This is a genomic window from Angustibacter peucedani, from assembly GCF_054779595.1.
On the sequence record NZ_BAAGXY010000010.1, the window covers coordinates 24,910 to 50,338 of the forward strand.

Consider the following 25,429-nt stretch of genomic DNA (forward strand, 5'->3'; position numbering starts at 1 on the left):
TGAAGGAAACCTTTCGGTAGGGACCGCTCCGAGCCGAGTGGACTCTATGCCAGTGGTCCGCAGGGTGAGCAACACCCTGCGGGGGCCGTTGCCCAATCGTGACCGCGCCGCGACCTGGCTCCGCTCGTGCGGTATCGCCCGGTTCGCCCTCGACACCGTTCCGACACCGTGCCGTGACCACCGCTGAGCACGGATCCCCGCGCCCACGAGCACCTCGCGTCAGGCGCGGCGGGCCCTCCCCCGGGCCTTCTCCCGCTCGTGCGCGTTGAGCTGCACCATGCGGATCCGGACGGCGTCCGGCGTGACCTCGACGCACTCCTCGTCGCGGCAGAACTCCAGCGACTGCTCCAGCGAGAGCTTGCGCGCGGGCACCAGGCGCTCGAGCTCGTCCGCGTTCGAGCGGACGTTGGTCATCTTCTTCTCCTTGGTGATGTTGACGTCCATGTCGTCCGCCCGGGAGTTCTCCCCCACCACCATCCCCTCGTACACCTCGGTGCCGGGGTCGACGAAGAGCGTGCCGCGCTCCTGCAGGTTGGCCATGGCGTACTGCGTGGCCGCACCGGCGCGGTCGGCGACCAGCGAGCCGCTCGGCCGCGTGCGCAGCTCGCCGAACCACGGCTCGTAGCGCTCGAAGACCTGGTGCGCGATGCCGGTGCCGCGGGTCTCGGTCAAGAACTCGGTGCGGAACCCGATCAAGCCGCGCGAGGGCACCAGGAACTCCATCCGGATCCAGCCGGTGCCGTGGTTGGTCATCTGCTCCATGCGGCCCTTGCGGACGGCGAGCAGCTGGGTGATCGCGCCGAGGTACTCCTCGGGCGCGTCGACCGTGAGGCGCTCGACCGGCTCGTGCAGCTTGCCGTCGACCTGGCGGGTGACCACCTGCGGCTTGCCCACGGTGAGCTCGAAGCCCTCGCGGCGCATCTGCTCGACCAGGATCGCCAGGGCCAGCTCGCCGCGGCCCTGCACCTCCCAGGCGTCGGGCCGCTCGGTCGGCAGCACGCGCATCGAGACGTTGCCGACGAGCTCGCGGTCGAGGCGGTCCTTGACCAGCCGGGCGGTCACCTTGGTGCCCTTGGTCGGGCCGCGGCCCGCCAGCGGCGAGGTGTTGGTGCCGATCGTCATCGAGATCGCGGGCTCGTCGACGGAGATCAGGGGCAGCGGGCGCGGGTCGTCGACGTCCGCGAGCGTCTCGCCGATGGTGATCTCGGGGATGCCGGCGATCGCGATGATGTCGCCGGGGCCGGCCTGCTCGGCGGGCAGCCGCTCGAGCGCCTGCGTCATCAGCAGCTCGGTGATCTTCACCCGCTGCTGCGTGCCGTCGTGGCGGCACCACATCACCTGCTGTCCCTTGCGCACCTCGCCCTCGTGCACGCGGCACAGGGCGATGCGGCCGAGGAACGGCGAGGCGTCGAGGTTGGTGACGTGCGCCTGGAACGGGTGCTCGTCGTCGTACACCGGCGCCGGCACCGCGCGCAGGATCGTCTCGAACAGCGGCTCGAGGTCGGCGGAGTCCGGCAGCCCGCCGTCGGCGGGGCGGTTCAGCGAGGCCCGACCGGCGCGGGCCGAGGCGTAGACGATCGGGAACTCGATCTGGTCCTCCTCGGCGTCCAGGTCGAGGAACAGCTCGTAGGTCTCGTCGACGACCTCGCCGATGCGGGCGTCGGGCCGGTCGACCTTGTTGACCACGAGGATCACCGGCAGCCGCGCCTCGAGCGCCTTGCGCAGCACGAAGCGGGTCTGCGGCAGCGGCCCCTCGCTCGCGTCGATGAGCAGGCACACGGCGTCGACCATCGACAGGCCGCGCTCGACCTCGCCGCCGAAGTCGGCGTGGCCGGGGGTGTCGATGATGTTGATGGTGACGCCGTCGGGGTGGCCGAGCGTGGCCGCCGACGGGCCGGTGTACCGGACGCCGGTGTTCTTGGCGAGGATCGTGATGCCCTTCTCGCGCTCGAGGTCGCCGGAGTCCATGGCGCGCTCGTCGACGTGCTGGTGCTCGCCGAAGGCGCCGGACTGCCAGAGCATCGCGTCGACCAGCGTGGTCTTGCCGTGGTCGACGTGGGCGACGATCGCGACGTTGCGGATGTCGTCGCGGGTGCGCGTGGGCATGCAGAGGTCCTGACGATCGAGGGTGGGGGGAGCCCCACGAGTCTACGGGCTCGCCGGGGGCGGACCGGCTGACCGGTTCTTGGCCGGCGCTTGACCCGGACCTTCCGGACTTCTCGGTACGTTCGGGACACCCCCCGTGCTCACCTGCCGAAGGACCGCCATGACCCGCTCGCGCCGTGCCCTCGCCCTCGTCCCCGTCGCCGCGTCGCTGGCGCTCGCCGGCTCGCTCGTCGTCCCGGCGGCCGCGTCGGCGTCGTCCTCCGCCACCGCGCCCCGGCCCACGCCGGCGGCCCGGGCGGCCGGCATCACGACGGCGGGCGGCGCGTACGCCGGGTGGGAGGTCAGCGGATCACCCGGCCGCGAGGTCGCCCGGACGACGCTCGCCGGGCAGCCGCAGGGCATCGACGTGTCGAACTACCAGGGGGCGGTGGACTGGGGCTCGTACGCGGCCAGCGGGATCTCGTTCGCGTACGTCAAGGCCACCGAGGGCACGGGCTACACCAACCCGTCGTTCGCCCAGCAGTACGACGGGTCGTACGGCGCCGGGATGACGCGCGGCGCGTACCACTTCGCCCTGCCGGACCGCTCGAGCGGCGCGGCGCAGGCCACCTACTTCGTGCAGCACGGCGGCGGGTGGTCGGCCGACGGCCGCACCCTGCCCGGGGCGCTCGACATCGAGTACAACCCGTACGGCGCGACCTGCTTCGGCCTCTCGGCGGCCGCGATGGTCGCCTGGGTGGCGGACTTCTCCGACACCTACCGCTCGCTGACCGGCCGCGACCCGGTGATCTACACGACGGCGAACTGGTGGGACACCTGCACCGCGTCGAACACCTCGCGCGGCGCGGTGAACCCGTTGTGGGTCGCGCGGTACGCCTCGTCGGTGGGCACGCTGCCCGCCGGCTGGGGCTACCACACGATCTGGCAGCACAGCTCGGACCCGGTCGACCAGGACCTCTTCAACGGCACCGCCGACCGGCTCGCGGCCCTCGCCCTGGGGTGATCACGCCCCGCTAGGCTCGCCGCATGGGAACCGCCTTCCTCGACCTCCTGCGGCAGCAGATCCGGCACGAGTTCACCGCGTCGCAGCAGTACATCGCGGTGGCCGTGTGGTTCGACGACTACGACATGCCCCAGCTGGCCGCGCACTTCTACGCGCAGGCGGTCGAGGAGCGCAACCACGCGATGATGATGGTGCAGTACCTGCTCGACAGCGACGAGAAGGTCGCGGTGCCCGGGGTCGACGAGGTGCGCAGCGACTTCGCCGGCGTCATCGAGCCGATCGAGCTGGCGCTCGACCAGGAGAAGCTGGTCACCCGCCAGATCGAGGCCCTGGCCCGCACGGCTCGCGACGAGGGCGACTACCGCGGCGAGCAGTTCATGCAGTGGTTCCTGAAGGAGCAGGTCGAGGAGGTCGCCTCGATGACGACCCTCCTGGCCATCGCGCACCGCGCGGGCGACAACCTGTTCCACCTCGAGGACTTCGTCGCCCGCGAGATGGCCGGCGAGGCCGCCGACCCGACCGCGCCCGCCGCGGCCGGTGGCGCGATCTAGGGCTCGCACCATGAGCCGGCTGCTCGACGACGAGGAGGTCGACCGCCAGCTGCGCGACCTGCCGGGCTGGCGGCGCGAGGGCACGGCCCTGCGCGGCGCGTACGAGGCGCCCGACTTCCGCACCGCCGTCCGGCTGCTGGCCGAGGTGGCCGACGAGGCCGAGCACATGGACCACCACCCGGACGTCGACCTGCGCTGGCGCACCGTGGTGCTGCGCTGCTCGACGCACTCGCAGGGCGGCGTGACCCAGCTGGACGTCGAGCTCGCCCACCGGGCGCAGGAGTGGGCCGGACGGCTCGGCGCCGCCGTGGTCGACCCGCCACCGCCGCAGGCCTGACGCGGCACCACGGCCTGGATCCGTTGTGAGGCAAGGCTTCCCTCGCTGGCGATGCCGCGGTCCCCTGTCTACGGTGGAGGCGTGACGAGCGCCATCGACCCTGCCACCGCCCACGAAGGCGAGGAGCACGCCGAGTCCGTCGGGGCGCGGCTGAACTGGTTGCGCGCCGGGGTGCTCGGAGCCAACGACGGCATCGTGTCGACCGCCGGCATCGTGGTCGGGGTGGCCGGGGCGACCGCGGACCGCGGCACGATCCTCACCGCGGGGGTGGCGGGCCTGGTGGCGGGCGCGCTGTCGATGGCGGCCGGCGAGTACGTGTCGGTCAGCACCCAGCGCGACACCGAGCAGGCGTTGCTGGACAAGGAACGTCGCGAGCTGCGCGAGATGCCGCACGAGGAGCTCGAGGAGCTGGCGGAGATCTACGAGGGCAAGGGCCTGACGCCCGAGCTGGCGCGCGAGGTGGCTCAGCAGCTGACGGCGCACGACGCCTTCGCCGCCCACGTCGACGTCGAGCTCGGCATCGATCCGGACGACCTCACCGACCCCTGGGCCGCGGCGTCGGCGTCCGCGGTGTCGTTCTTCGTCGGCGCGCTGCTGCCGCTCGTCGCGATCCTGCTGCCCCCGCACGCGTTCCGGGTGCCGGTGACGTTCGTGGCCGTCGTCCTCGCCCTGGCCCTGACCGGCTGGCAGAGCGCGCGGCTCGGCGACGCCGACCGCCGTCGGGCCGTGCTGCGCAACGTCGCCGGCGGCGCGCTCGCCATGGGGGTCACCTACTGCGTCGGCCTGCTGGTCGGCGGGATCGGGATCTGATCCCGCCGACCAGCTCGGCCGACGTCCGGCGTCGGGCTACGAGACCGGCGTGACCTCGGCGGTCAAGGTGCCCGTGTTGTCGGACGGCGCGAGGTCCCACAGCACGAACGTCGCGTTGCCGTCGCGGCGGGCCGTGAAGGTGTACGTGTACTCGTGGTCGTCGGAGCAGCCCTGCGAGGGCAGGTCGACGCCGTCGAGGTACAGGTCGTAGTAGTCCTTCCACGGGTGCAGCGGGTCGGCCGATCGCTGGCGCTGCCAGGTGCCGCTCGGCGTCTTGGTGCACTCCGCGTCGGCGACGAGGCCGTCACCGGCGCCGTACGTGCCGCGCACCGTGACCTTGTAGCGCTTCCACTGCTTGAGCCAGTAGGACGTCCGCGTCGGCGACGCCGACCGCACCGTGGTGGTGGCGGTCGTCGTGAGCCGGCTGCCGGTGCTGCTGCCCGCGGCCGGGAGCGTCGGCTCGGCCTGCGCCGCCGGCATGCTGGCGGCGTAGGGCCACGGCGAGGCGCCGGCCTTCAGCACCCGCACCGTGAGCGCACCGTCGTCGTCCGCGTGGGTCGTGTCGTCGAGCCGGATGCTGACCGGGCCGGTGGTCGAGGGCTTGTAGTCCCACACGTAGGTGTGGGTGACCTCGTCGCAGTCGCCGTCGCGCACCGACCGCCACCGCGAGCCGCCGTTGACGACGACCTTCAGCGCGTTGGTGGACGTCGTGCCCTCGGCCTGCCGCGACCATCCGGCGTCGTCACCGAGGTGCCACGAGCAGGACGGGTCGGCGACGTGGTTGCCGGCGCCGAAGCGGTAGTAGCCGCTGGCCACCAGACGGTAGGTCGTGCCGGCCTTGAGCGAGAACGGCGTCTTCGCCCCGAGGCTCTTGGCGCTGACGGTCAGGGCGACGACGGGCTGCGCGTCCTGGTCGAGCAGCGGCACCGAGGGGGTGGGGGTCGGCGTCGGCGTCGGCGTCGGCGTCGGCGTCGGCTTGGGCGTCGGCTTCGGGGTCGGCTTCGGGGTCGGCTTGGGGGTGGGCTTGGGCGTGGGCTTCGGGGTGGGCTTGGTCGGCGCCTTCGGCGGGGTGCCGACGCCGCTCACGGTGCCGTCCCAGAACGACGTCATGGCCCGCGCACCGCTCCAACCGAGCGAGATGTGCATGTGGTCCTTGTGCCGCAAGGTGGCGCTGCACTTGGAGATCGGGCCGCGAGGGCAGCCGGCGTTGCGGTAGGCCTTGGACGCGAAGCCGCGGCTGGCCGAGTAGATCTTGTCGTTCCAGATGAAGTACATGATCCCCATGCGGCGGGCGATCGCGTTGCGGTTGCCGTACTTGTCGGTGGCGCGCATCAGGCGCATGAAGGCCTGGCCCTGCGCGCGGCCGCGCTTGGTGCGGTAGTCGGCGTGCCAGTCGAAGGCGCGGCCGTCCTTGTGCTCGCTCGTGCCACCGGCGGTGCAGGCGCGCATGATGCCGGACGACGAGCTGCCCGGGTAGCGCTTGAGCAGCCACTTCGAGAGCAGCGTCGCGCCCTTGCTGGCGGTCTTGGTGCAGATGGTCTGCGGCTGGTACGGGGCGTAGCCCTCGATGCCCCGGCTGAAGTGCGGGACCTTGCCGAGGGTCAGGGCCTGGGCCGGTGCCGCCGTGGCGGTCAGGGCGCCGAGCACCGTCACGAGCGCCGCGAGGGCGACGAGCGGGCGGGTACGGCGGCGGGATGCTGCGCTGCGCATGATGAGGATCTCCGATGGGTCCGGGATGACTAGTCCCCATCGATCCGACGATCTTGGAACCTGAGCGTCATGACCGGATTCGTCCGCGCAGCAGCGCGTCTGGACGCTCGCGGTCGCTCAGGGTGACCAGCCCGTCCGGACCAGGCGGCGCATCACCCGCCCGGTCGGACGTCGAGGTGACGCAGGGCGACGAGGTGCCCGGTCCGCTCGAGCAACGGGCCGGGGCGGGCGCGGCTCACCGCCTCGTCCGGCTCGAGGTCGGTGAGCGGGTGCGCCGCCGCGAAGCCCGCCCGCGCGACGTCGTCCGGGCCGAGGGAGAGACGGCCGCAGACTGCGACGACGGGCACGCCGTGGGCGGCCGCGACGCGGGCCACGCCGACGGGTGCCTTGCCGCGCAACGACTGCGCGTCGAGCGAGCCCTCGCCGGTGACGACCAGGTCGGCACCGGCGACCCGCTCGGGCAGCCGCACCAGCTCGGCGACCACCTCCACGCCCGGACGACGGCGCGCTCCGAGCACCGCCAGCGCCGCGAAGCCTGCTCCCCCGGCCGCACCGGCGCCCGCGGCCGTCACGGCGTCGGCCGCGGCAGGCAGCGACCGGGCCAGCACGTCGGCCCAGCGGGCCAGCCCGCGCTCGAGCCGGCGGACGTCGTCCGGCGTGGCGCCCTTCTGCGGCGCGAAGACCGCGGCCGCGCCGTGCGGGCCGAGCAGCGGGCTGTCGACGTCGCTGGCGAGCTCGACGTCGACGCCCGCGAGCCGCGGGTCGAGCCGGGTGAGGTCGACGTGCTCGAGGTCGACGAGCGTGGCGCCGCCCGGGGCCAGGGGTCGGCCGTCGGCGCCGAGCAGACGGGCGCCGAGCGCCTGGAGCAACCCGGCCCCGCCGTCCGTGGTCGCGCTGCCGCCGAGGGCGAGCACGAGCCGCCGAGCCCCGGCGCCGAGGGCGGCAAGCACCAGCTCCCCGGTGCCGCACGTGCTGGCGCGCAACGGATCTGGTCGAGCACCAGGCAGCCGTGCCAGGCCTGATGCGGAGGCCAGCTCGACGACCGCCAGGTCGTCGCCCAGCGCCAGGTCGGCGTCGACCGGCTCGCCCGTCGGGCCGGCCACCCGCACCGTGGTGCGACGCAGGCCGGACGCGACGGCGGCGTCGACGGTGCCCTCGCCGCCGTCGGCCAGGGGCACCTCGTCGACGACGGCGTCGGGCCGGGCCGAGCGCAGCCCGAGCGCGAGGTGGTGCGCGACGTCCGCGGCCGCCATCGACCCCTTGAAGGAGTCGGGCGCGACGACGACGCGGGTCATGACCCGATCATCGCGGTCCGTCGGCCATGATCGCGGGATGGACCAGATCAGGCTCGGCGAGGGCTCGGGACCGCTGCGCGGCGTACGGGTGGTCGAGCTGGCCGGCATCGGGCCGGCCCCGCACGCCGCCATGACGCTGGCCGACCTCGGCGCCGACGTGGTGCGGGTCGAGCGCCCGGAGGGCGTCCCCGGCGCTGGTCCGCGCCCGACCGACGTCCTCACGCGGGGGCGGCCCAGCGTCGCGATGGACCTCAAGCACCCTCGCGCCGTGGCGGCCGTGCTCGACCTGGTCGAGCGGGCCGACGTGCTGGTCGAGGGGATGCGCCCCGGCGCGGCGGAGCGGCTCGGCCTCGGACCGCAGGAGTGCCTGCGGCGCAACGCTTCTCTGGTCTACGCCCGAATGACGGGATGGGGTCAGGACGGTCCGCTCGCACGCACGGCCGGCCACGACGTCGACTACCTCGCGGTGTCGGGCACGCTGCACGGGCTGGGCCGCGCGGGCGGGCCGCCGCAGTTCCCGCAGAACCTGCTCGGGGACTTCGGCGGGGGCTCGACGTACCTGGTGGTCGGCGTGCTGGCGGCGCTGCTCGAGGCGCGCGCCAGCGGGCGCGGGCAGGTGGTCGACGCCGCGATCGTCGACGGCGCCGCCCACCTCGCGGCGATGCTGTCCGGCGTCGTCGCCGGCGGTGCGTGGCGCGAGGAGCGCGGCACCAACCTGCTCGACGGCGGGGCACCGTTCTACGACGTGTACGAGACGTCGGACGGCCGGCACGTCGCGGTCGGCGCCTTGGAGGAGCCGTTCTACGCCGAGCTGCTGCAGCGGCTCGGCATCGCCGACCGTGCACCCGACCGCGCCGACCCGACCACCTGGCCGCAGCTGCGCGCGCTGCTGACCGCGACGTTCGCGTCGCGCACCCAGGCCGCGTGGACGGCCGTGTTCGAGGGCTCGGACGCCTGCGTCGCACCGGTGCTGCCACTGCGCGAGGCGCCGTCGCACCCGCACCTGGCGGCTCGTGGCACCTACGTCGAGCGCCACGGCGTGGTGCAACCCGCACCCGCGCCGCGCTTCTCCCGCACGCCCGCCACCCTGACCTCCGGGCCGAGCCGTCCCGGTCAGCACAGCCGGGCCGCGCTGGAGGCCTGGGGCGTGGACGACGTCGACGGCCTGCTCGAGGCCGGGGCCGTCGTCCAGCTCAGCCCTGCGGACCCAGCGGCACCGTGAGCGAGAGCGTGCCGCGCAGGTCGAGGTGCCCCTCGGTCGGGGTCCGGACGTAGCGCGCGACCGTGTCCTGGCAGCCCGGGCAGCGGGCGACCGCGCCCGGCCCGGCCAGGTAGACCTGCAGCTCGGCGACCCGGGACACGCGCCCGCAGCCCACGCAGGTCGTGACGGCCAGGGTCACGTCGACCGCGAAGAGCTCGGAGAACGGCCCGGCGAGGGCGTTGCCGTCGAGGTGCTCGGTGGTGGTCACGTCAGCCTCCTGATGGTCCGAAACGCTCGGTGCGCACCTGCTCGGCCGGGTGGCCGGCGTCCACGAGCGCGGTGGCGACGGCCTCGACGAAACCCGTCGGGCCGCAGACGAAGCAGAGCGGGCGCTGCTCCGGCGCGAACGCGACGGCCGCGACGTCGGCGCTCGAGAGCCGTTGCGGGGCAGGCGATCCCGCCGGCGCCTCGCGCGTGTGGTGCACCACCACCCGCACGTCGGGCTCGCGGGCGGACGCCGCCAGCTCCTCGGCGTAGAGCAGGTCGGCCGGGGTGCGCACCGAGACGAGCAGCCGGAACGGCGCGCTGCTCCTCGCCCGCTGCCGCGCGCGCAGCATCGCCATCAGCGGCACCAGCCCCGAGCCACCGCCGACCAGGAGCACCGGCTCGAGATCGCCCGGCTCCCAGGCGAACCAGCCGCCGACAGGGCCCCGCAGCTCGACCGCCTGCCCCACCTCGAGGCCGCCGACGAGGTAGGGCGACACCTCGCCGTCCGGTACCCGCTGCACCGTGAGCTCGACCCGCTCGCCGTCGACCGCTGACGCGATCGAGTAGCTGCGCTGGGCGGTGTAGCCGTCGTCCGCCGTGAGCCGGACGTCGACGTGCTGGCCGGCCAGGTGACCCGGCCACCCCTCGACGTCCAGCACCAGGGTGCGGGCAGAGGCGGTCTCGTCGCGCGTCGCGACCAGCCGGGCGGTGCGCCAGCGCAGCCGCTCGCCTAGTCGCCCGCGTACCGCTGCTCGCGCCACGGGTCGCCGTACTCGTGGTAGCCCAGGCTCTCCCAGAAGCCCGGCTCGTCCTGCGCCAGCATCTCCAGCCCCCGCACCCACTTGGCCGACTTCCACAGGTAGAGGTGCGGCACCAGCAGCCGGGCCGGGCCGCCGTGCGCCGGCTCGAGGGGCTCGCCGTCGTAGGTGTCGACGAGCCACGCGCGCCCGTCGAGCAGGTCCTCGAGCGGCAGGTTCGTCGTGTACCCGCCGTAGGAGTGCACCATGACGAAGTCGGCCGCGGTCTCGACGTCCTCGAGCAGGACGTCGAGCGAGACGCCCTCCCAGTCGGTGCCGAGCTTCGACCACTTGGTGACGCAGTGCAGGTCGACCGTCGGGGACTCCCGCGGCAGGTCGTGCAGCTCGTCCCAGGTCCAGCGGTGGCTGTCGCCGGTCTCGGTGCGGACGACGAACTCCCACTCCGGCAACGAGATCCGCGGGGTGGGACCCGCGCTGAGCACGGGGAAGTCGTGCGTGAGGTACTGGCCGGGCGGCAGGTGGACGTCGCCGTCCCGCGCCCGGCCGCGGAACCCAGGGCTGAAGCTCGCCACGTCGGCAGTGTTGCAGCGACCGCTCGCGCGAGAAACCCCGTGGCGGTCCCGGATCCGCGCTGTTACCTTGGTCCCATGGTCACAACCGTCGAACGGGTACAGCTCGGCGTCCGGCTGGAGAAGCGCCTGGTGAAGGTGCTCAAGGGCCTCGCCGAGTTCAACGACGAGTCGCTGGGCGAGCTGCTCGAGCGCATCGTGCTGCACTCCTTCGAGCCGGTCGTCGGCGACGAGGGCGAGTCCTGCGCGAGCCCGCACGGCCGGCGCCAGCTGCAGGCGATCGCCGACCTGCGCACGGTCTACGGGCTGCCGGACGACGCGCACCAGCTGCGCTGAGCCGCGGGACGGCCCGGACCTCAGCCGACCGGGCCGTCCCAGTCCCAGCGCGGCAGCGGCAGGCCCTTGGGCACCGTCGTGTGGGTGTCGGGGTGCTGCGACAGCTGCTCGGTCGCCCAGCGGAAGTAGGTGACGAGGGTGGTGCGCAGCCGGTCGTCGTCCGCCAGGCCGGCGTCGGCGACGGCGACCTCGAAGCAGGCGATCGCCCGTTCGTCGAGCTCGTGGTGCACGCCGTTGCCCGCGTGCATGCGCTGCACCCGGGTCTCGTCGCCCATGCCCTCGGTGTAGGCGGGTGGCCCCCCGAGCGCCTCGCCCCAGTAGGCAGCCAGCCGCTCCAGGTGCTGCGGGTGGCCGGGGTGCTCGAAGGGGTGTGCCGCCACCGGGTCGGCCAGGCACCGCTCGTGCCAGGCGTGCGCGAGCCGCAGCAGCCCGTCCGCTCCCCCGGCCGCGTCGTACACGGTCTGCGTCATGCGGCCGATCCTGCGACCCGGGCGGCACCGGCGCAAGGCCCGGACCGCGAAGGTTGCCTAACGTCCGGCCTGCAGCCGTAGCCCGGCGAGCAGCAGGTCGAGGCCGGCCCGGAACTGCTCGGCGTCGTCGTGGTGGGCGAACTGGTCGACGACGTGGTGCACGAACGGGTACTGCTGCGGGTCGAGCGCGCGCCACTCGGCGGCGAACTGCTCGATGTACTCGTCCCGGGTCACGGTGCCGTCCAGCACCTCCGGCGGTGGCTGCTGGCCGAGGTCCGCGGCGATGCCGACGACGAACCCGATCACCGACGACACGGCGTTGAACGCCTGCTGCGGCCCGAGGTCGAGCCGCATCACCTGCTGGCCGAGCCGTTCGAACAGCAGCAGCGCGTTGGGCTGCTGGCCGGTGTCACGCATGAAGTAGGCGCCGAGCCACGGCCGGTCGGCGATGGCGTCGAAGAGCGTGACGGCGATGGCCCGGACGTCGTCGACCGGGTCGTCGGCGCCGGTGAAGGAGGCGGTGGCCTCCAGCACGCCGGCCAGCACGTGGTCGCTCGCGCGGTCGAGCAGCTCGTCCTTGCTCGAGACGTACCAGTAGATGCTCGCGACGCCACCGCCGAGTCGCGACGCCAGCGCGCGGAAGGTCAGCGCGGGCTCGCCGGCCTCGTCCAGCAGCGCCACCGCCTCGGAGACGACGGCCTCCAGCGAGTGCGACGCGCGCCGACGTCCGGGCGGCGCGGTGCGCGTCCGGGCGGTCGGTCGAGGAGGTGCCACGAGGTCCATCCCATCACAGGTTGCGCATTCTCGAACGGCGTTCTATCTTATCGAACGTTGTACGAGAATCGTACGCCGTTCGAGAAGGAGGCCAGTCATGACCACCGCACCCCCCGAGGTCGCCCCCGCCCGCACCTACGCCTCCCTCCGGGCGGCGTGGGTGCCGCTCGCCGCGCTGTGCATGGCGTTCTTCGTCGAGATGGTCGACAACACGCTGCTGACCATCGCCCTGCCCACCATCGGCCGCGACCTGGGCAGCGGGACGACGGCACTGCAGTGGGTGACCGGCGCCTACTCGCTCACCTTCGGCGGCCTGCTGCTGACCGCGGGCTCGGCCGCCGACCGGCTCGGACGGCGGCGGGTGCTGCTCGTCGGGCTGGCGGCGTTCGGCCTGGTCAGCCTGCTGGTGGTGCTCGTGAGCACCGCGGGAGAGCTGATCGCCCTGCGCGCCGCGCTCGGGGTGGCGGCCGCCGCGATGGCGCCGATCACCAACTCGCTGGTCTTCCGGCTCTTCGACGAGCAGGCGCTGCGGATGCGCGCCATGACGGTGATGATCGTCGTCGGCATGAGCGGGTTCGTGCTCGGCCCGCTGCTCGGCGGCACGGCCCTGGCGCACGTGCGCTGGGAGTGGCTGCTCGTCGTCAACGCCCCGGTGGCGCTGCTCGCCTGGATCGGCGTGCGGCTCGGGGTGCCGGCCGACCGGCCCGAGGACCTCACCGGCGACCGCCTCGACCTGCCCGGCGCGGTGCTCAGCATCGGCGCCATCGGCCTGGCCTGCTACACCCTCACCAGCGGCGTCGAGCACGGTTGGCTCTCGGTGGCCACCCTGGCGTCGGCGCTCGGCGCGGTGCTCGCCGTCGGCGCGTTCGTCCGGCACGAGCGGCGCACCGCCGAGCCGATGCTCGACCTGCGGCTCTTCACCAGCGGCACGGTGCGCGGCGCGGCGATCGCCCAGGTCGCGACGTCCATCGCCATGGCCGGCGTGATGTTCGGGCTGATCCTGCACTTCCAGTACGCCTACGGCTGGTCGCCGGTGAAGGCCGGCCTGGCGAACCTGCCGCTGATCCTCACGATGATCGCCGCGACACCCGTGTCGGAGTGGCTCGGTCGCCAGTTCGGCCACCGGGTGGCGTGCCTCGTCGGCACCGGGCTGCTGGCCGGGTCGCTCGCCGGCCTGGCCTGGGGCGTGTCGCACGGGTACGTCGCGATCGCGGCTTCGATGGTCGTGCTGACCGTCGGGCTGCGCACCGTCATGACGATCTGCGCCGTGGCGCTGGTCGACGCGATGCCCGCCAACCGGACGTCGATCGGCGCGGCGCTGAACGACACCGCGCAGGAGGTCGGCACCAGCGTCGGCACCGCGGTCGTCGGCACGCTGATCGCGGCGCTGGTGACGACGGCGCTGCCCGCCGGACGGTGGGGCGACGCGCTGGTGGCGTCGTTCTTCCACGGCGAGCGGATCACGTACGCGGCGCTCGCGGTCGTCGTCGGGCTGGTGGGTGTTGTTGGCGCGCGCACCCTGACCAGCTCGCACTCGGTCGACGAGCCGCACTGACCCGCCGGCGTCCACCGCCGTCCACCGCCGTTGCGTCCGTCTGGTCGCGGTCGCGACCGATCCTTCGGACGCAACGGCGGTGAAGGGTCAGACGTTGAAGCGGAACTCCACGACGTCGCCGTCCGCCATGACGTAGTCCTTGCCCTCGATGCGCACCTTGCCGCGCGACTTGGCCTCGGCCATCGAGCCGGCCGAGACGAGCTCGTCGAACGAGACGACCTCGGCCTTGATGAACCCGCGCTGGAAGTCGGTGTGGATGACGCCCGCGGCCTGGGGCGCCGTCCAGCCGCGCCGGATCGTCCAGGCGCGCGACTCCTTCGGCCCCGCGGTGAGGTACGTCTGCAGCCCGAGGGTGTTGAAGCCCACCCGTGCCAGCTGGTCGAGCCCGGACTCGTCCTGGCCGATGCCGGCGAGCAGCTCGGCGGCGTCCTCGGGGTCGAGCTCGGCCAGCTCGGCCTCGACCTTGGCGTCCAGGAAGATCGCCTCCGCGGGGGCCACCAGCTCGCGCAGCGACGCCTTGAGCGCGTCGTCGGCCAGCCCGGCCTCGTCGAGGTTGAAGACGTAGAGGAACGGCTTGGCGGTGAGCAGCGACAGCTCGCGGACGTCGGCGAGGTCGAGCCCCGCGGCCGCGGCACCCGCGTAGAGCGTCGTGCCCTGCTCAAGAACCCCCTGTGCCGCAACGGCTGCGTCGAGCACCGACTTCTCGACCTTCTTGCCCTTGACCTCCTTCTCGAGGCGCGGGATCGCGTTCTCGAGGGTCTGCAGGTCGGCCAGGACGAGCTCGGTGTTGATGGTCTCGATGTCGGACGACGGGTCGACCTTGCCGTCGACGTGCACGACGTCCGGGTCGCCGAACGAACGGATGACCTGGCAGATCGCGTCGGCCTCGCGGATGTTGGCGAGGAACTTGTTGCCCAGTCCCTCGCCCTCGCTCGCGCCGCGCACGATGCCGGCGATGTCGACGAACGACACCGTCGCGGGAAGGACCCGCGCGCTGCCGAAGATGTCGGACAGCGCCTGCAGCCGCTCGTCGGGCAGGGGCACGACGCCGACGTTGGGCTCGATCGTCGCGAACGGGTAGTTCGCCGCGAGCACCTCGTTCTTGGTCAGCGCGTTGAAGAGCGTGGACTTGCCGACGTTGGGGAGTCCGACGATTCCGATGGTGAGGGCCACGAGGACGGGAGTCTACCGGCGGTGCACGGCCACGACGTACCCGCCGTCCGGCGTCCACGGGTCGCCGTCCCACGTGCCGTGCCGGACGACGGGAGCCAGTCCCGCGGCCGCGCACCAGCCGTCGTGGTCGTCGGGCGTGACGTGCCGGTCGGTCGCGAAGCCGGCGACGAGGTGACCGCCCGGTGCGAGCTGGTCCGCGAGCGCCGCGACGACGTCGGCCTCGGTGCCGGGGGCGAGGTAGACCATGACGTTGCCGGGCAGGGCGACCAGGTCGAACGGTCCGGCGTCCCCGACGAGCTCGGCCACGTCCAGCAGGTCGCCGACCTCGAGCCGGACGTCGAGCCCGGCCTGGGCCGCGTCGCGGCGCGCCTCCTCGACCATGGAGGGGTCGACGTCCAGGCCGACGACGTGGTGGCCGCGCCGGGCGAGCTCGAGCGCCACCCGGCCGGTGCCGGTGCCGGCGTCGAGCACCCGGCCGGGGGCGGCGAGCAGCGCGTCGAGGTAGCGGGCCTCGCCGTGCAGGTCCTCCCCCGCGGCGGCGAGCTCGCGGAAGCGGCGGGCGTACGCGGGGCCGCGCCGGCCGCCGGTCTCGGCCATCCACCGGGTCTGCGGGTGCGACATGCCGAGCACCCTACGGCCGGCTGTCGGTGGGCCCTGGCACCGTCGTCGGCATGGAGATCTCGACGTTCGCGGCGCTGGTCGCCGGCCTGGTGGTCGGCGGCGCACTCGCGGTGCTCGGCACCCGAGCCTGGGCTGCTGCCCGCACCGCGGGCGTCGTCGCCGAGCGCGACGTGCTGCGCGAGCGCGTGGTCGACCTCGAGGCCGAGGCGGGGGCCGACCGCGAGCTCGTGGCGGTGCTGGCCCCGCTGCGCGACAGCCTGGGCCGCGTCGAGCGGCAGGTGCAGGTGCTCGAGCGCGACCGGGTCGAGCAGTACGCCCGCCTCGACCAGCAGCTCGGCGCGGTGACCGCGTCGGGCGAGGCGTTGCGGCGCCAGACGGCCGAGCTGTCAGGAGCGCTGCGCTCGTCGAACACCCGCGGCACCTGGGGCGAGACCCAGCTGCGCCGCGTCGTCGAGCACGCCGGGATGCTGCAGCGCGTCGACTTCGTCGAGCAGGCCAGCGCGCCGGGCCCGTCGGGCGGCACGGTGCGGCCCGACCTCGTCGTGCGGCTCCCCGGGGGCAAGCAGCTGGTGGTCGACGCCAAGGCGCCGCTCACCGCGTTCCTCGACGCCGGCGCGGCGGACGACGACGAGCGGGCCCGGCTGCTCGCGGCGCACGCCAAGGCGCTGCGCGGGCACGTCGACGTCCTCGCCGCGCGGGCCTACTGGCAGGCCTTCTCCCCCACGCCCGAGATGGTCGTCTGCTTCGTGCCGGGCGACGCGATCCTGGCCGCGGCGCTCGACGCCGATCCCGGGCTCCACGAGGCCGCGATGGCCAAGCGCGTGGTGCTGGCCTCCCCCGGCACGCTGCTGGCGCTGCTGCGCACCGTCGCCTTCACCTGGCAGCAGGACGCGTTGTCGGGCAACGCCCGCGCGCTGTTCGAGGTCGGCCGCGAGCTCTACGGCCGGCTGGCCACGCTGGGCGAGCACTCGGCCAAGCTCGGCCGCACGCTGCACCGGGCGGTCGAGGACTACAACGCGCTGGTCGGCACGCTCGAGCGTCGCGTGCTGGTGACCGCTCGCAAGATGAACGACCTCGACCTCACCGACGACCTGCTGCCCGCGCCCGAGGTGCTCGAGAGCACGCCGCGCACGCTGACCGCGGTCGAGCTGCTGGACGACGCCGACCTGGCCGCGTCGCGCCGGGGCGACGACCTGCTCGACGACGCGGACCTGGTGGGCCGCGAGCCCGCCGGCAGCACCGGCGCAGCCGGCGACCGCGACGTCAGCTGATCCGCAGCGCGACCCGGCGGGCCGGAGCACGGCCGCGCAGCCGCTGCACCAGCCGCTCGAGCCCCAGCACCAGCCGCGACTCCACCGGGTAGGCCCGGGCGATGGCCGCGCGAGCCCGGTCGACCGCCGGCGGCTCCTCGTGCACCGAGGCGGTCGCGCTCGCGGCGGGGGCGTCGTCCGGCACGCGTCCGAACCGGTTGCAGGGGCGCAGCTCGACCCGCGCGTCGTGCCGCACCCGCTTCACCTTGCCGCTGCCGGCCGGCGTCAGCACGACGAGCCCGTCGCCGTCACGGCCGATCCAGACCGGCGTCGACACCGGCTCGCCGCTGCTCCGGAACGTCGTCAGCGACACGAAGCGCTCGCCGCCCATCGTCATCAGGTCGCTCATGCCGCGACGCTAGGTGCGCGCGGCCGCGACCGCCGTCCGGTGACGCGCTCCAGCCACGTCGGACGCCGCAGGGGCAGCTCCGGGGCGGATCAGGTGAGGGCGTCGGCGCCGCGCGCGGCCTGGGCCGCCTCGGCCGCCTTGAGGTCGCGCCGCAGCTCGCGGGGCAGCGAGAAGAGCAGGCTCTCCTGTGCCGAGACGACCTCGTCGACCTCGCCGTACCCGCGCTCGGCGAGCCAGGCCAGGACGTCGCGCACCAGCACCTCCGGCACGCTGGCGCCGCTGGTGAGCCCCACGGTGGTGACGCCGTCCAGCCACGACTCGTCGATCTCGTCGGCGTAGTCGACCAGGTGACCGGCCTTCGCACCGTGCTCGACCGCGACCTCGACCAGCCGCACCGAGTTCGAGGAGTTGGTCGAGCCGACGACGATCATCAGGTCGACCTGCGGCGCGATCTGCTTCACCGCGACCTGGCGGTTCTGCGTCGCGTAGCAGATGTCGTCGCTCGGCGGGTCCTGCAGCGCGGGGAACCGCTCGCGCAGCCGCCGCACCGTCTCCATGGTCTCGTCGACCGAGAGCGTGGTCTGCGACAGCCACACCACCCGCTCGGGGTCGCGCACGTGGATGTTGGGGACGTCGTCCGGGCCGTCGACGAGCTGGATGTTGGCCGGCGCCTCGCCCGCGGTGCCGACGACCTCCTCGTGCCCCTCGTGGCCGATCAGCAGGATGTCGAAGTCGTCGCTCGCGAACCGCTTCGCCTCGTGGTGCACCTTGGTCACCAGCGGGCACGTTGCGTCGATCGTGCGCAGCTGGAGCCGCGCCGCCTCCTCGTGCACCGTCGGTGCCACCCCGTGCGCCGAGAAGACGACGGTGGCGCCCTCGGGCACCTCGTCGGTCTCGTCGACGAAGATCGCGCCGCGCTTCTCCAGCGTCGTCACCACGTGCTTGTTGTGCACGATCTGCTTGCGCACGTAGACCGGCGAGCCGTAGAGGTCGAGCGCCTTCTCGACGGCGATGACGGCACGGTCGACGCCGGCGCAGTAGCCGCGCGGCGCCGCGAGCAGGACGCGTCGGGAGGTGTCAGTCACCCCTCCATGGTAGGTCGGTGCCCGCGCGTAGGCTGCGCCGCGTGACGGACGCCGGCCCCGCCCCCCGCCGCGTGGTGCCCGCCCGCGCGCTGCAGACGACGCCCGAGCACCCCTGGCCGGTGCGCCTGCTGAGCACGAAGATGGCCGAGTACGTCGACAAGATGCCGCCGGTCTGGGTCGAGGGCCAGGTCGTGCAGCTCAGCCAGCGGCCGGGCACGACGGTGGCGTTCCTCACCCTGCGCGACGCCGACGTCGACTTCTCGCTGCAGGTCACCGCGCACCGCCGCGTGCTGAACGCGCTGGACGCCGAGCTCGCCCACGGCGCGCGCGTCGTCGTGCACGCCAAGCCCACCTTCTACGCGCCGCGCGGCACGCTCAGCCTGTCCGCCGACGAGATCCGGCCGGTCGGCGTCGGCGAGCTGCTCGCCCGCATCGAGCACCTCAAGCGGCTGCTCGCCGCCGAGGGCCTGCTCTCGGCCGAGCGCAAGAAGCCGTTGCCGTTCCTGCCGCGCCGCGTCGGGCTGGTCTGCGGCCGGGCGAGCGCCGCCGAGCGCGACGTCGTCGAGAACGCCCGACGCCGCTGGCCGGCCGTGGCGTTCGAGGTGCGCGAGGTCGCGGTGCAGGGCCCGAGCGCCGTCACCCAGGTCACCGAGGCCGTGCAGGAGCTGGACGCCGACCCCACCGTCGACGTCATCGTCGTCACCCGCGGCGGCGGCTCGCTCGAGGACCTGCTCCCCTTCAGCAACGAGACGCTGGTGCGCGCCGTGGCGAACGCCCGCACGCCGGTGGTCAGCGCCATCGGCCACGAGGTCGACACCCCGCTGCTCGACCTGGTCGCCGACGTCCGGGCCTCGACGCCCACCGACGCCGCCAAGCTCGTCGTGCCCGACATCGGCGAGCAGGTCGCCGGGCTGCGCTCGGCGCTCGACCGGCTCCGGCGCGCGGCCGGCCACCGCGTCGACCGCGAGCTGGCCGCGCTCGCCGGCCAGCGCGAGCGCCCGGTGCTGGCCACCCCGCACACGCTCGTCGACCAGCGCGAGGACGACGTCCGCTCGGCCGTGCACCGCGCGCGGCGGGCGCTGGGCTCGCAGGTCGACCGGGCCGACGACGCGGTGCGCCACCTCGGCGCCCAGGTGCGGGCGCTGTCACCGCTGGCCACGCTCGAGCGCGGCTACGCCGTGGTGCAGCGGGCCGACGGCGCCGTCGTCCGCGACCCGGCCGACGTCGCCACCGGTGAGCGGTTGCGGGTGCGCGTCGCCCGCGGCGAGCTCACCGCCGACGCCGGATGAGCACCGGGTTGTGGCCCTCGGCGAACCCCAGTCGGCGGTAGAGCCCCTCGCCCTCGGACGACGCGCTGAGCTGCACGCGCTCGACCCCTTCCTGGTCGAACCACGCCACCAGGGCCGCGACCACAGCGCGGGCCAGGCCCTGCCGCCGCCAGCGCGGGTCCGTGGCCACCGAGCTCACGTGCCCGCTGCTGCCGTCGCGGAAGGGGCCGGGCAGCCGGCCGTCGACGAACCCGACGGCGCACGACGCCAGCCCCGCGCCGTCCGGCGCCTCGGCGACGAACGCGACCAGCCGGCCGGCGGCCATGCCGTCGAGGAACGCCGTGCGGGCGCGGGCCTGCCAGCCCTCGCGCGGCGGCCCGGCGTCCGGCAGCTCGAAGCCCTCGAACATCACCGCGCGCAACCGCACCAGCTCGTCGACGTCGTCGGGCGTGGCCTGGCGGGCGAGGGGTGCGGTCACCGAGCCAGGCTAGGGTGCGGTCCGTGCCCAGCAGCAAGCCGCAGGACGTCGACGCGCTGACCTACGAGCAGGCCCGCGACGAGCTCGTCGAGGTGGTGCGACGGCTCGAGGCCGGCGGCGCCAGCCTGGAGGACTCCCTCGCGCTGTGGGAGCGCGGCGAGGCGCTCGCCGCCCGCTGCCAGACCTGGCTGGACGGCGCGCGGGCCCGGCTCGACGCGGCCCGGGCGGCAGATGTCGAGGGTGCCGGGGACGACGACGCCGAGGACGCCGAGGACGACGAGGACGACGAGGACGACGAGCTCGACGAGGAGTAGCGCGGGTCAGCCGGCCGGCTGCAACGCCTGGGCGAGCACCGCGAGCTGGTCGAACGGCGCCGTGCCGGTGACGATCGTGGTGACGCGCCCGCGGGTGTGCACGAGGCTGTTCTGCACGTTGCGGCCGCCCGTGTAGCGCCGCCAGTCCTCGCCGCCCACGCTCTGGGTCCCGTCGGGCGTGCCGTGGTTGGTCTGCTGGGCGACCCAGGCGTTGGGGGCGTCCTGGCCCTGCTCGAACGCCGCGTAGTCGCCGGCGGCGGTCTGGTAGCCGGCGTGCCAGGTCATGACCTCGGCGGTCGAGCGCGTCGTCCGCACGCTGGTGGCGCGCCAGCCGTCCGGCAGCGCACCGGGCACCGACGGCGTGAAGTCGACCTGGGCGGCCGCCGCGCGAGCGCCGAGCGTGACGTCGACCGGCGGCTGCGTGACGCCGTTGACGCGGGGCACCAGCAGCACGAGCACCAGCACCAGGCCGAGGACGACGGCCAGCGAGAGCACCATCGAGGTCCAGGGCGCGCGGGCGCGCCGCAGCCGGCGCTCGTCGGCCAGCTCGCGCGAGGCCGCGCGCTCCTGCGCGACGACGTCGTCCGTCGTCCGGTCGGTGCTGCTCACGCCCCCATGGTCCCCGATCGCTGCGGCAGACGGCATCCGGGGCGGTCGCGGCGCACCGGTAGCATCGCCTCGCGCCCCCGCCCGACGACGCGAGGAGAACCATGCCCGACGACCGCACGGCCGCTCAGGAGCTCCCGCAGAGCCTTCGGGTGGCGGCCGAGGAGCCCGACCGCAACCTGGCCCTCGAGCTGGTGCGCGTCACCGAGGCCGCGGCCATGGCCGGCGGGCGGTGGGTCGGACGCGGCGACAAGAACGGCGCCGACGGCGCGGCGGTCAACGCCATGCGCAAGCTGATCGGCACCGTCTCGATGAACGGCGTCGTGGTGATCGGCGAGGGCGAGAAGGACGACGCCCCGATGCTCTTCAACGGCGAGCAGGTCGGCGACGGCACCGGCCCCGCCTGCGACGTCGCGGTCGACCCGATCGACGGCACGAGCCTGACCGCCAACGGCCAGCCCAGCGCGATCGCGGTGCTCGCGGTGGCCGAGCGGGGCGCGATGTACGACCCCAGCGCGGTGTTCTACATGGACAAGCTCGTCACCGGCCCCGAGGCGGCGGACGTCGTCGACATCCGCGAGTCGGCGGCCGAGAACGTGCGCCGCGTCGCCGCCGCGAAGGACGAGACGCCCGAGGACGTCACCGTGGTCATCCTCGACCGCCCCCGCCACGCGGGGCTGATCGAGGAGGTGCGCGCCACCGGCGCCCGCATCCGGCTCATCTCGGACGGCGACGTGGCCGGCGCGATCATGGCCGCCCGCCCCGACACCGGCGTCGACCTGCTGCTCGGCATCGGCGGCACGCCCGAGGGCATCATCAGCGCCTGCGCCATCACGTGCCTCGGCGGCACGATCCAGGGTCGCCTCTGGCCCAAGGACGACGCCGAGCGCCAGCGCGCGCTGGACGCCGGCCACGACCTCGACCGCGTCCTGCACACCGGCGACCTGGTGAGCGGCGACAACGTCTTCTTCGTCGCCACCGGCATCACCGACGGCGAGCTGCTCAAGGGCGTGCGCTACCGGGCCGGCGGCGCCACCACGCACTCGCTGGTCATGCGCTCCAAGAGCGGCACGATCCGGGTGATCGAGAGCCACCACCGGCTCAGCAAGCTCAAGGCCTACTCCAGCGTGGACTTCGAGCACGGGCGCTGACGTGACCGGCCAGCCGGGGTACGACCCCACGCAGCTCCCGCCGGACCTGGCCCGGCCGCAGGACGACGGTGCCGCCGACCACCTCGCCGGCACCGCGCTCCCGGCGGTGGCGCTGGCCTCGACCGACGGCGGCGCGGTCGACCTGTCGGCCCTGCCCGGCCGCACCGTCGTCTACGCCTACCCCCGCACCGGCCAGCCCGACCAGGCACCGCTCGTGCCCGACTGGGACGACATCCCCGGCGCCCGCGGCTGCACGCCCGAGGCCTGCTCGTTCCGCGACCACCACCGCGACCTGGTCGCCGCGGGCGCCGACCGCGTGCTCGGCCTGTCGACGCAGGACACCGGCTACCAGCGCGAGGCGGTCGAGCGCCTGCACCTGCCGTACGCCCTGCTCTCGGACGACGACCTCGCCCTGACGCACGCGCTGCGGCTGCCGACGTTCGAGGCGGCCGGGCAGGTGCTGCTGAAGCGGTTCACCCTGGTGCTGGACGACGGCGTCGTCACCCACGTCTTCTACCCCGTCTTCCCGCCCGACACCCACGCCGACGAGGTGCTGCGATGGCTGACGTCGAACCCGCGGTGACCACGCCGCTGCTCGTGGTCGGCGAGGCCCTCGTCGATGTCGTCCGACGGGCGGCCGAGCCCGACCGCCCGGTCGAGCGGCACGTCGGGGGCAGCCCGGCCAACGTGGCGATCGGCCTGTCGCGGCTGGGCCACCACGTGCGGTTCGCGACCCGGCTCGGCGCGGACGACGACGGCGGCCTCGTGCGGTCGCGGCTGGCCGCCGACGGCGTCGAGCTCGCGCCCGGCTCGGCCTCGACGGCCCGCACCTCCACCGCCACGGCGACGCTCGACGCGCGGGGCTCGGCCACCTACGAGTTCGACCTGGTGTGGGACCTGCCGCCGGTCGACGTCTCGGCCGCGCACCACGTCCACACCGGCTCGATCGCGGCGACGCTCGTGCCCGGGTCGGCCGCCGTGCACGTCGCGCTGACCGCCGCCCGGGCGCTCGGCGCGACGACGTCCTACGACCCCAACCTGCGCCCGCGCATCATGCGCACGGCCGACGACGAGCGGCCCGGCGTCGAGCGGCTCGCGGCCTCGGCCGACGTCCTGAAGGCGAGCGACGAGGACGTCGAGTGGCTCTACCCCGGCCGCCCGCTCGAGGAGGTCGGGCGGCTGTGGGCCGGGCTCGGTCCGGCGCTGGTCGTCGTCACGCGCGGCGGCGAGGGTGCCGTCGCGTGGCGGGCCTCCGCCCCGTCGACGGCCGTCATGGTCGAGCCGCAGCCCGTGCAGGTCGTCGACACCGTGGGGGCCGGTGACTCGTTCATGTCCGGCCTGCTGTCGGCGCTGGCAGACGCCGGGCTGCTCGGCCGCGGACGGCGCGCGGCGCTGCACGCGGCGGGCGAAACCGACGTCCGCGCCGCGCTGGCCCGCGCCGTCCGGACGTCGTCGATCACCTGCGGCAGAGCGGGATCCGACCCGCCGCGGCGCTCCGAGCTCTAGTCCGGGTTCACTGCGGCGGGACGGACAGGGCGAGCACCGCGACGTCGTCGCGCGCCTCGCCGGCCGAGAACAGCCGCACCGCCTGGACGACCTCGTGCACCACCTGGTCGGGCGGCGCCCCGGTCATGCGCCCGAGCAGCTCGGCCAGCCGCTCCTCGCCGAACACGTCGTCGCCGCGGCGCGCCTCGGTGACGCCGTCGGTGAACATCACCAGGCACTCGCCGCGGTGCAGGTGCAGCCGGACGTCGTGCAGCTCGGGCTGGTCGACCACGCCGAGCAGGCTGCCCGGCACCCCGACCTCGGTCACCTCGCCCAGCCGCGTGACGAGCATCGGGCGCGGGTGGCCGCCCAACGAGAGCACGACCTCGGCGCCGTCCTCGTGCGGCTCGACGGTGGCGAGCGCCATGGTGCAGAAGCGCGCGTCGAGCTCGCTGCCGGCCGCCCGCTCGTCGACCGCGATGGCGCGGCTCACCTCGCCCAGCACCGCAGCCGGCGTCCAGCCGAGCGCCGTCAGGGCCACCGTCGTGTGCCGGGCGAGCGCGGTGAGCGTCGCGGCGCTCGCGCCCTTGCCGACGACGTCGCCGACCATGAGGGTCCACCGCGACGGCCCGCTCGACCGGACGTCGACGAAGTCGCCGCCGATGCTGGTGTCGACCTCGGCCGGGTCGAGCACCGCCGACACCGCGAGCCCCGGGATCTCGGGCGTGCGCCGCGGGTAGAGGCCGCGCTGCAGGGTCTCGATGATCGCCGTCCGCTCGCTGACCAGCTCGCGCAGGCGGCGCTCGACGTCGCGCTGCGCCGTGACGTCGCGCAGGACGACGAGCCGGCCGGTCGCGGGCACGCGGTCGCCGGGCAGCGGGCTGATCGTGACGGCGAGGTCCGCCGTGCTGCCGTCCGGACGTCGTAGCCGGCAGGTGCCGGACGCCTGGTCGTCGCGCGGCGTGCTGACGAGCAGACCGGCCAGCTGCGGGAGCACGTCGAGCAGCTCACGGCCCACGAGCGCAGCACCCGCCTGGCCCGTGAGCTCGGCGGCCGCCGGGTTGGCGTCGACGACCCGGCCGTGGACGTCGAGGACCACGACGGCGTCGGGGATCTGCTCGACCACCTGCCGCCGGCCGACCGGCACGAGCTCGGACAGCCGGAACCGGAAGAACCCCCACACCAGCACGAGCCCGGCGACGCTGAAGCCCAGGGGCGTGGGGTCGAGGCTGATGCGCTGGTCGAACCCCAGGTTGTAGGCGGCGTTGAGCACCAGCGGCAGCAGCACGCTGCCGATCAGCAGCCAGGCGCCGGCCCGCCGTCTGGTCACCGTGATCAGCGCCGCCACGAGCATGCCGACGGCGACGACGATCATCAGGTAGCTGTAGACCAGGTGGACCCAGAACACCGGCCCGGTGTCGGCCACGGCGTACGTGCCGGGCGGGGCGTCGTCCGGCACGCTGCGCACCCAGTCGTGCGTCGTCCGGCCCGCCAGCAGGCCGAGCACCAGCAGCGGCTCGACCGCGAGCAGGGCCACGTTGCGCGCCCCCATGCGGCGCCGCCGTCCGGTGTACTCGATCGCGAACGACAGCAGCGCGGGCGGCAGCAGGACGATGCCGACGTACTTCAGGTCTCCCCAGTGCTCCTGGGTCTGCGGGTCCACCGACGAGACCTCGGCCGCGTTGCAGATGGTCCAGATGCCGGCGGCCACGAGCAGCAGGGTCAGCGCGCGCCCGCCGACCGCGCGGCGGTGGCTGAAGACGTACGCCGCGACAGCGAGGTACAGCGCGGCGCCCAGTGCCAGCGCGAGTCCCTGCCCGACGACGTCCTGGTCCACCACCCCGGAC

Annotated in this window: 28 protein-coding genes; 13 read left to right on the top strand and 15 right to left on the bottom strand. The window is 74.3% G+C overall.

Annotated elements, in window-relative coordinates; genetic code table 11:
• Positions 1-219: 219 nt before the first annotated feature.
• Positions 220-2,106 carry a translational GTPase TypA gene (gene typA / locus ACYVJ4_RS03275; protein WP_460458679.1) on the bottom strand — a complete coding sequence of 629 codons (1,887 nt, stop codon included), beginning with the start codon at positions 2,104-2,106 and terminating at the stop codon, positions 220-222.
• A 160-nt stretch (positions 2,107-2,266) separates the two neighbouring features.
• On the opposite strand from typA, the gene ACYVJ4_RS03280 reads away from it, so the two are divergent.
• The 4 genes from ACYVJ4_RS03280 to ACYVJ4_RS03295 are packed head-to-tail and all read left to right on the top strand — an operon-like array spanning position 2,267 to position 4,807.
• A complete protein-coding gene (locus ACYVJ4_RS03280) occupies positions 2,267-3,109 on the top strand; it encodes a lysozyme (RefSeq protein ID WP_460458680.1) in 843 nt (280 codons plus the stop codon).
• 23 nt (positions 3,110-3,132) lie between these two features.
• A complete protein-coding gene (locus ACYVJ4_RS03285; protein ID WP_460458681.1) occupies positions 3,133-3,660 on the top strand; it encodes a ferritin in 528 nt (175 codons plus the stop codon).
• Positions 3,661-3,670: 10 nt separating this feature from the next.
• Positions 3,671-3,997, top strand: coding sequence for a 4a-hydroxytetrahydrobiopterin dehydratase (locus ACYVJ4_RS03290; RefSeq protein ID WP_460458682.1), 327 nt, complete (start codon positions 3,671-3,673; stop codon positions 3,995-3,997).
• A gap of 51 nt (positions 3,998-4,048) precedes the next feature.
• Entirely contained in the window at positions 4,049-4,807 is a 759-nt protein-coding gene (locus tag ACYVJ4_RS03295) for a VIT1/CCC1 transporter family protein (protein WP_460458683.1), read from the top strand.
• 36 nt (positions 4,808-4,843) lie between these two features.
• On the opposite strand, the gene ACYVJ4_RS03300 is transcribed toward ACYVJ4_RS03295, so the two are convergent.
• Both ACYVJ4_RS03300 and ACYVJ4_RS03305 read right to left on the bottom strand, forming a co-directional pair.
• The gene (locus tag ACYVJ4_RS03300) at positions 4,844-6,517 is read right to left on the bottom strand and encodes a hypothetical protein (protein ID WP_460458684.1); all 1,674 of its coding nucleotides are present in this window, start codon (positions 6,515-6,517) and stop codon (positions 4,844-4,846) included.
• A gap of 152 nt (positions 6,518-6,669) precedes the next feature.
• A complete protein-coding gene (locus tag ACYVJ4_RS03305; RefSeq protein ID WP_460458685.1) occupies positions 6,670-7,812 on the bottom strand; it encodes a glycerate kinase in 1,143 nt (380 codons plus the stop codon).
• Between the two features lie 37 nt (positions 7,813-7,849).
• On the opposite strand from ACYVJ4_RS03305, the gene ACYVJ4_RS03310 reads away from it, so the two are divergent.
• Positions 7,850-9,034: a CaiB/BaiF CoA transferase family protein gene (locus tag ACYVJ4_RS03310; protein ID WP_460458686.1), complete on the top strand. Its 1,185-nt coding sequence runs from the start codon at positions 7,850-7,852 to the stop codon at positions 9,032-9,034.
• On the opposite strand, the gene ACYVJ4_RS03315 is transcribed toward ACYVJ4_RS03310, so the two are convergent.
• Genes ACYVJ4_RS03315 through ACYVJ4_RS03325 form a run of 3 tightly spaced genes read right to left on the bottom strand, consistent with a single transcriptional unit; the run spans position 9,006 to position 10,610 of the window.
• The gene (locus tag ACYVJ4_RS03315) at positions 9,006-9,281 is read right to left on the bottom strand and encodes a DUF6510 family protein (protein ID WP_460458687.1); all 276 of its coding nucleotides are present in this window, start codon (positions 9,279-9,281) and stop codon (positions 9,006-9,008) included. The two genes, ACYVJ4_RS03310 and ACYVJ4_RS03315, sit on opposite strands and share 29 nt — an antisense overlap.
• A gap of 1 nt (position 9,282) precedes the next feature.
• On the bottom strand, positions 9,283-10,041 hold the full coding sequence (locus ACYVJ4_RS03320) for a ferredoxin reductase (protein WP_460458688.1): 759 nt from the start codon (positions 10,039-10,041) through the stop codon (positions 9,283-9,285).
• Positions 10,011-10,610 carry a sulfite oxidase-like oxidoreductase gene (locus tag ACYVJ4_RS03325; RefSeq protein WP_460458689.1) on the bottom strand — a complete coding sequence of 200 codons (600 nt, stop codon included), beginning with the start codon at positions 10,608-10,610 and terminating at the stop codon, positions 10,011-10,013. The genes ACYVJ4_RS03320 and ACYVJ4_RS03325 overlap by 31 nt, the downstream gene beginning before the upstream one ends.
• A gap of 75 nt (positions 10,611-10,685) precedes the next feature.
• Here ACYVJ4_RS03325 and ACYVJ4_RS03330 point away from each other — a divergent pair, with 75 nt between their 5' ends.
• A complete protein-coding gene (locus tag ACYVJ4_RS03330) occupies positions 10,686-10,943 on the top strand; it encodes a hypothetical protein (protein WP_460458690.1) in 258 nt (85 codons plus the stop codon).
• 20 nt (positions 10,944-10,963) lie between these two features.
• Here the strand turns inward: ACYVJ4_RS03330 and ACYVJ4_RS03335 are convergent, their stop codons facing one another.
• Positions 10,964-11,413, bottom strand: a complete 450-nt coding sequence (locus ACYVJ4_RS03335; RefSeq protein WP_460458691.1) for a group II truncated hemoglobin — start codon at positions 11,411-11,413, stop codon at positions 10,964-10,966.
• A gap of 57 nt (positions 11,414-11,470) precedes the next feature.
• The gene (locus ACYVJ4_RS03340; protein ID WP_460458692.1) at positions 11,471-12,196 is read right to left on the bottom strand and encodes a TetR/AcrR family transcriptional regulator; all 726 of its coding nucleotides are present in this window, start codon (positions 12,194-12,196) and stop codon (positions 11,471-11,473) included.
• Between the two features lie 88 nt (positions 12,197-12,284).
• On the opposite strand from ACYVJ4_RS03340, the gene ACYVJ4_RS03345 reads away from it, so the two are divergent.
• On the top strand, positions 12,285-13,742 hold the full coding sequence (locus ACYVJ4_RS03345; protein WP_460458693.1) for an MFS transporter: 1,458 nt from the start codon (positions 12,285-12,287) through the stop codon (positions 13,740-13,742).
• A gap of 87 nt (positions 13,743-13,829) precedes the next feature.
• Here the strand turns inward: ACYVJ4_RS03345 and ychF are convergent, their stop codons facing one another.
• Together ychF and ACYVJ4_RS03355 are read right to left on the bottom strand one after the other, a co-directional pair.
• Positions 13,830-14,915: a redox-regulated ATPase YchF gene (gene ychF, locus ACYVJ4_RS03350; protein ID WP_460458694.1), complete on the bottom strand. Its 1,086-nt coding sequence runs from the start codon at positions 14,913-14,915 to the stop codon at positions 13,830-13,832.
• A gap of 12 nt (positions 14,916-14,927) precedes the next feature.
• Complete coding sequence (locus ACYVJ4_RS03355) at positions 14,928-15,536, bottom strand: class I SAM-dependent methyltransferase (RefSeq protein WP_460458695.1); 609 nt, start codon at positions 15,534-15,536, stop codon at positions 14,928-14,930.
• A gap of 26 nt (positions 15,537-15,562) precedes the next feature.
• Between ACYVJ4_RS03355 and ACYVJ4_RS03360 the strand changes: the two genes are divergently transcribed.
• A complete protein-coding gene (locus ACYVJ4_RS03360; protein ID WP_460458696.1) occupies positions 15,563-16,807 on the top strand; it encodes a DNA recombination protein RmuC in 1,245 nt (414 codons plus the stop codon).
• On the opposite strand, the gene ACYVJ4_RS03365 is transcribed toward ACYVJ4_RS03360, so the two are convergent.
• Together ACYVJ4_RS03365 and ACYVJ4_RS03370 are read right to left on the bottom strand one after the other, a co-directional pair.
• Positions 16,800-17,195, bottom strand: a complete 396-nt coding sequence (locus tag ACYVJ4_RS03365) for a PPOX class F420-dependent oxidoreductase (RefSeq protein WP_460458697.1) — start codon at positions 17,193-17,195, stop codon at positions 16,800-16,802. The genes ACYVJ4_RS03360 and ACYVJ4_RS03365 overlap by 8 nt on opposite strands.
• An 89-nt stretch (positions 17,196-17,284) precedes the next feature.
• Entirely contained in the window at positions 17,285-18,280 is a 996-nt protein-coding gene (locus ACYVJ4_RS03370; protein ID WP_460458698.1) for a 4-hydroxy-3-methylbut-2-enyl diphosphate reductase, read from the bottom strand.
• A gap of 41 nt (positions 18,281-18,321) precedes the next feature.
• Here ACYVJ4_RS03370 and xseA point away from each other — a divergent pair, with 41 nt between their 5' ends.
• Complete coding sequence (gene xseA, locus ACYVJ4_RS03375) at positions 18,322-19,569, top strand: exodeoxyribonuclease VII large subunit (protein ID WP_460458699.1); 1,248 nt, start codon at positions 18,322-18,324, stop codon at positions 19,567-19,569.
• Here xseA and ACYVJ4_RS03380 read toward each other — a convergent pair.
• A complete protein-coding gene (locus ACYVJ4_RS03380; protein WP_460458700.1) occupies positions 19,550-20,026 on the bottom strand; it encodes a GNAT family N-acetyltransferase in 477 nt (158 codons plus the stop codon). The genes xseA and ACYVJ4_RS03380 overlap by 20 nt on opposite strands.
• A 14-nt stretch (positions 20,027-20,040) precedes the next feature.
• On the opposite strand from ACYVJ4_RS03380, the gene ACYVJ4_RS03385 reads away from it, so the two are divergent.
• Entirely contained in the window at positions 20,041-20,340 is a 300-nt protein-coding gene (locus tag ACYVJ4_RS03385) for an exodeoxyribonuclease VII small subunit (RefSeq protein ID WP_460458701.1), read from the top strand.
• A gap of 6 nt (positions 20,341-20,346) precedes the next feature.
• On the opposite strand, the gene ACYVJ4_RS03390 is transcribed toward ACYVJ4_RS03385, so the two are convergent.
• Positions 20,347-20,949, bottom strand: coding sequence for a DUF4245 domain-containing protein (locus ACYVJ4_RS03390; protein ID WP_460458702.1), 603 nt, complete (start codon positions 20,947-20,949; stop codon positions 20,347-20,349).
• A gap of 101 nt (positions 20,950-21,050) precedes the next feature.
• On the opposite strand from ACYVJ4_RS03390, the gene glpX reads away from it, so the two are divergent.
• From glpX to ACYVJ4_RS03405, 3 genes are read left to right on the top strand one after another with little or no spacing between them, the layout of a single operon-like run.
• Complete coding sequence (gene glpX, locus ACYVJ4_RS03395; protein ID WP_460458703.1) at positions 21,051-22,097, top strand: class II fructose-bisphosphatase; 1,047 nt, start codon at positions 21,051-21,053, stop codon at positions 22,095-22,097.
• A 1-nt stretch (position 22,098) separates the two neighbouring features.
• The gene (locus tag ACYVJ4_RS03400; RefSeq protein WP_460458704.1) at positions 22,099-22,680 is read left to right on the top strand and encodes a peroxiredoxin; all 582 of its coding nucleotides are present in this window, start codon (positions 22,099-22,101) and stop codon (positions 22,678-22,680) included.
• A complete protein-coding gene (locus ACYVJ4_RS03405) occupies positions 22,656-23,603 on the top strand; it encodes a carbohydrate kinase family protein (RefSeq protein ID WP_460458705.1) in 948 nt (315 codons plus the stop codon). The genes ACYVJ4_RS03400 and ACYVJ4_RS03405 overlap by 25 nt, the downstream gene beginning before the upstream one ends.
• Positions 23,604-23,610: 7 nt before the next feature.
• Here ACYVJ4_RS03405 and ACYVJ4_RS03410 read toward each other — a convergent pair whose 3' ends face one another.
• Positions 23,611-25,422, bottom strand: coding sequence for a histidine kinase N-terminal 7TM domain-containing protein (locus ACYVJ4_RS03410; protein ID WP_460458706.1), 1,812 nt, complete (start codon positions 25,420-25,422; stop codon positions 23,611-23,613).
• Between the last annotated feature and the right edge of the window lie 7 nt (positions 25,423-25,429).

Excerpts from the sequence above, each read along its gene's own strand:
- ACYVJ4_RS03340 (WP_460458692.1), bottom strand. The coding sequence starts at position 12,196 with ATGGACCTCGTGGCACCTCCTCGACCGACCGCCCGGACGCGCACCGCG.
- ACYVJ4_RS03405 (WP_460458705.1), top strand. The coding sequence starts at position 22,656 with ATGGCTGACGTCGAACCCGCGGTGACCACGCCGCTGCTCGTGGTCGGC.
- ACYVJ4_RS03355 (WP_460458695.1), bottom strand. The coding sequence starts at position 15,536 with ATGTCGCACCCGCAGACCCGGTGGATGGCCGAGACCGGCGGCCGGCGC.
- ACYVJ4_RS03280 (WP_460458680.1), top strand. The coding sequence starts at position 2,267 with ATGACCCGCTCGCGCCGTGCCCTCGCCCTCGTCCCCGTCGCCGCGTCG.
- ACYVJ4_RS03300 (WP_460458684.1), bottom strand. The coding sequence starts at position 6,517 with ATGCGCAGCGCAGCATCCCGCCGCCGTACCCGCCCGCTCGTCGCCCTC.
- ACYVJ4_RS03290 (WP_460458682.1), top strand. The coding sequence starts at position 3,671 with ATGAGCCGGCTGCTCGACGACGAGGAGGTCGACCGCCAGCTGCGCGAC.
- ACYVJ4_RS03285 (WP_460458681.1), top strand. The coding sequence starts at position 3,133 with ATGGGAACCGCCTTCCTCGACCTCCTGCGGCAGCAGATCCGGCACGAG.
- ACYVJ4_RS03295 (WP_460458683.1), top strand. The coding sequence starts at position 4,049 with ATGCCGCGGTCCCCTGTCTACGGTGGAGGCGTGACGAGCGCCATCGAC.
- ACYVJ4_RS03335 (WP_460458691.1), bottom strand. The coding sequence starts at position 11,413 with ATGACGCAGACCGTGTACGACGCGGCCGGGGGAGCGGACGGGCTGCTG.
- ACYVJ4_RS03310 (WP_460458686.1), top strand. The coding sequence starts at position 7,850 with ATGGACCAGATCAGGCTCGGCGAGGGCTCGGGACCGCTGCGCGGCGTA.
- ACYVJ4_RS03365 (WP_460458697.1), bottom strand. The coding sequence starts at position 17,195 with ATGAGCGACCTGATGACGATGGGCGGCGAGCGCTTCGTGTCGCTGACG.
- ACYVJ4_RS03345 (WP_460458693.1), top strand. The coding sequence starts at position 12,285 with ATGACCACCGCACCCCCCGAGGTCGCCCCCGCCCGCACCTACGCCTCC.
- glpX (WP_460458703.1), top strand. The coding sequence starts at position 21,051 with ATGCCCGACGACCGCACGGCCGCTCAGGAGCTCCCGCAGAGCCTTCGG.
- ACYVJ4_RS03330 (WP_460458690.1), top strand. The coding sequence starts at position 10,686 with ATGGTCACAACCGTCGAACGGGTACAGCTCGGCGTCCGGCTGGAGAAG.
- ACYVJ4_RS03305 (WP_460458685.1), bottom strand. The coding sequence starts at position 7,812 with ATGACCCGCGTCGTCGTCGCGCCCGACTCCTTCAAGGGGTCGATGGCG.
- typA (WP_460458679.1), bottom strand. The coding sequence starts at position 2,106 with ATGCCCACGCGCACCCGCGACGACATCCGCAACGTCGCGATCGTCGCC.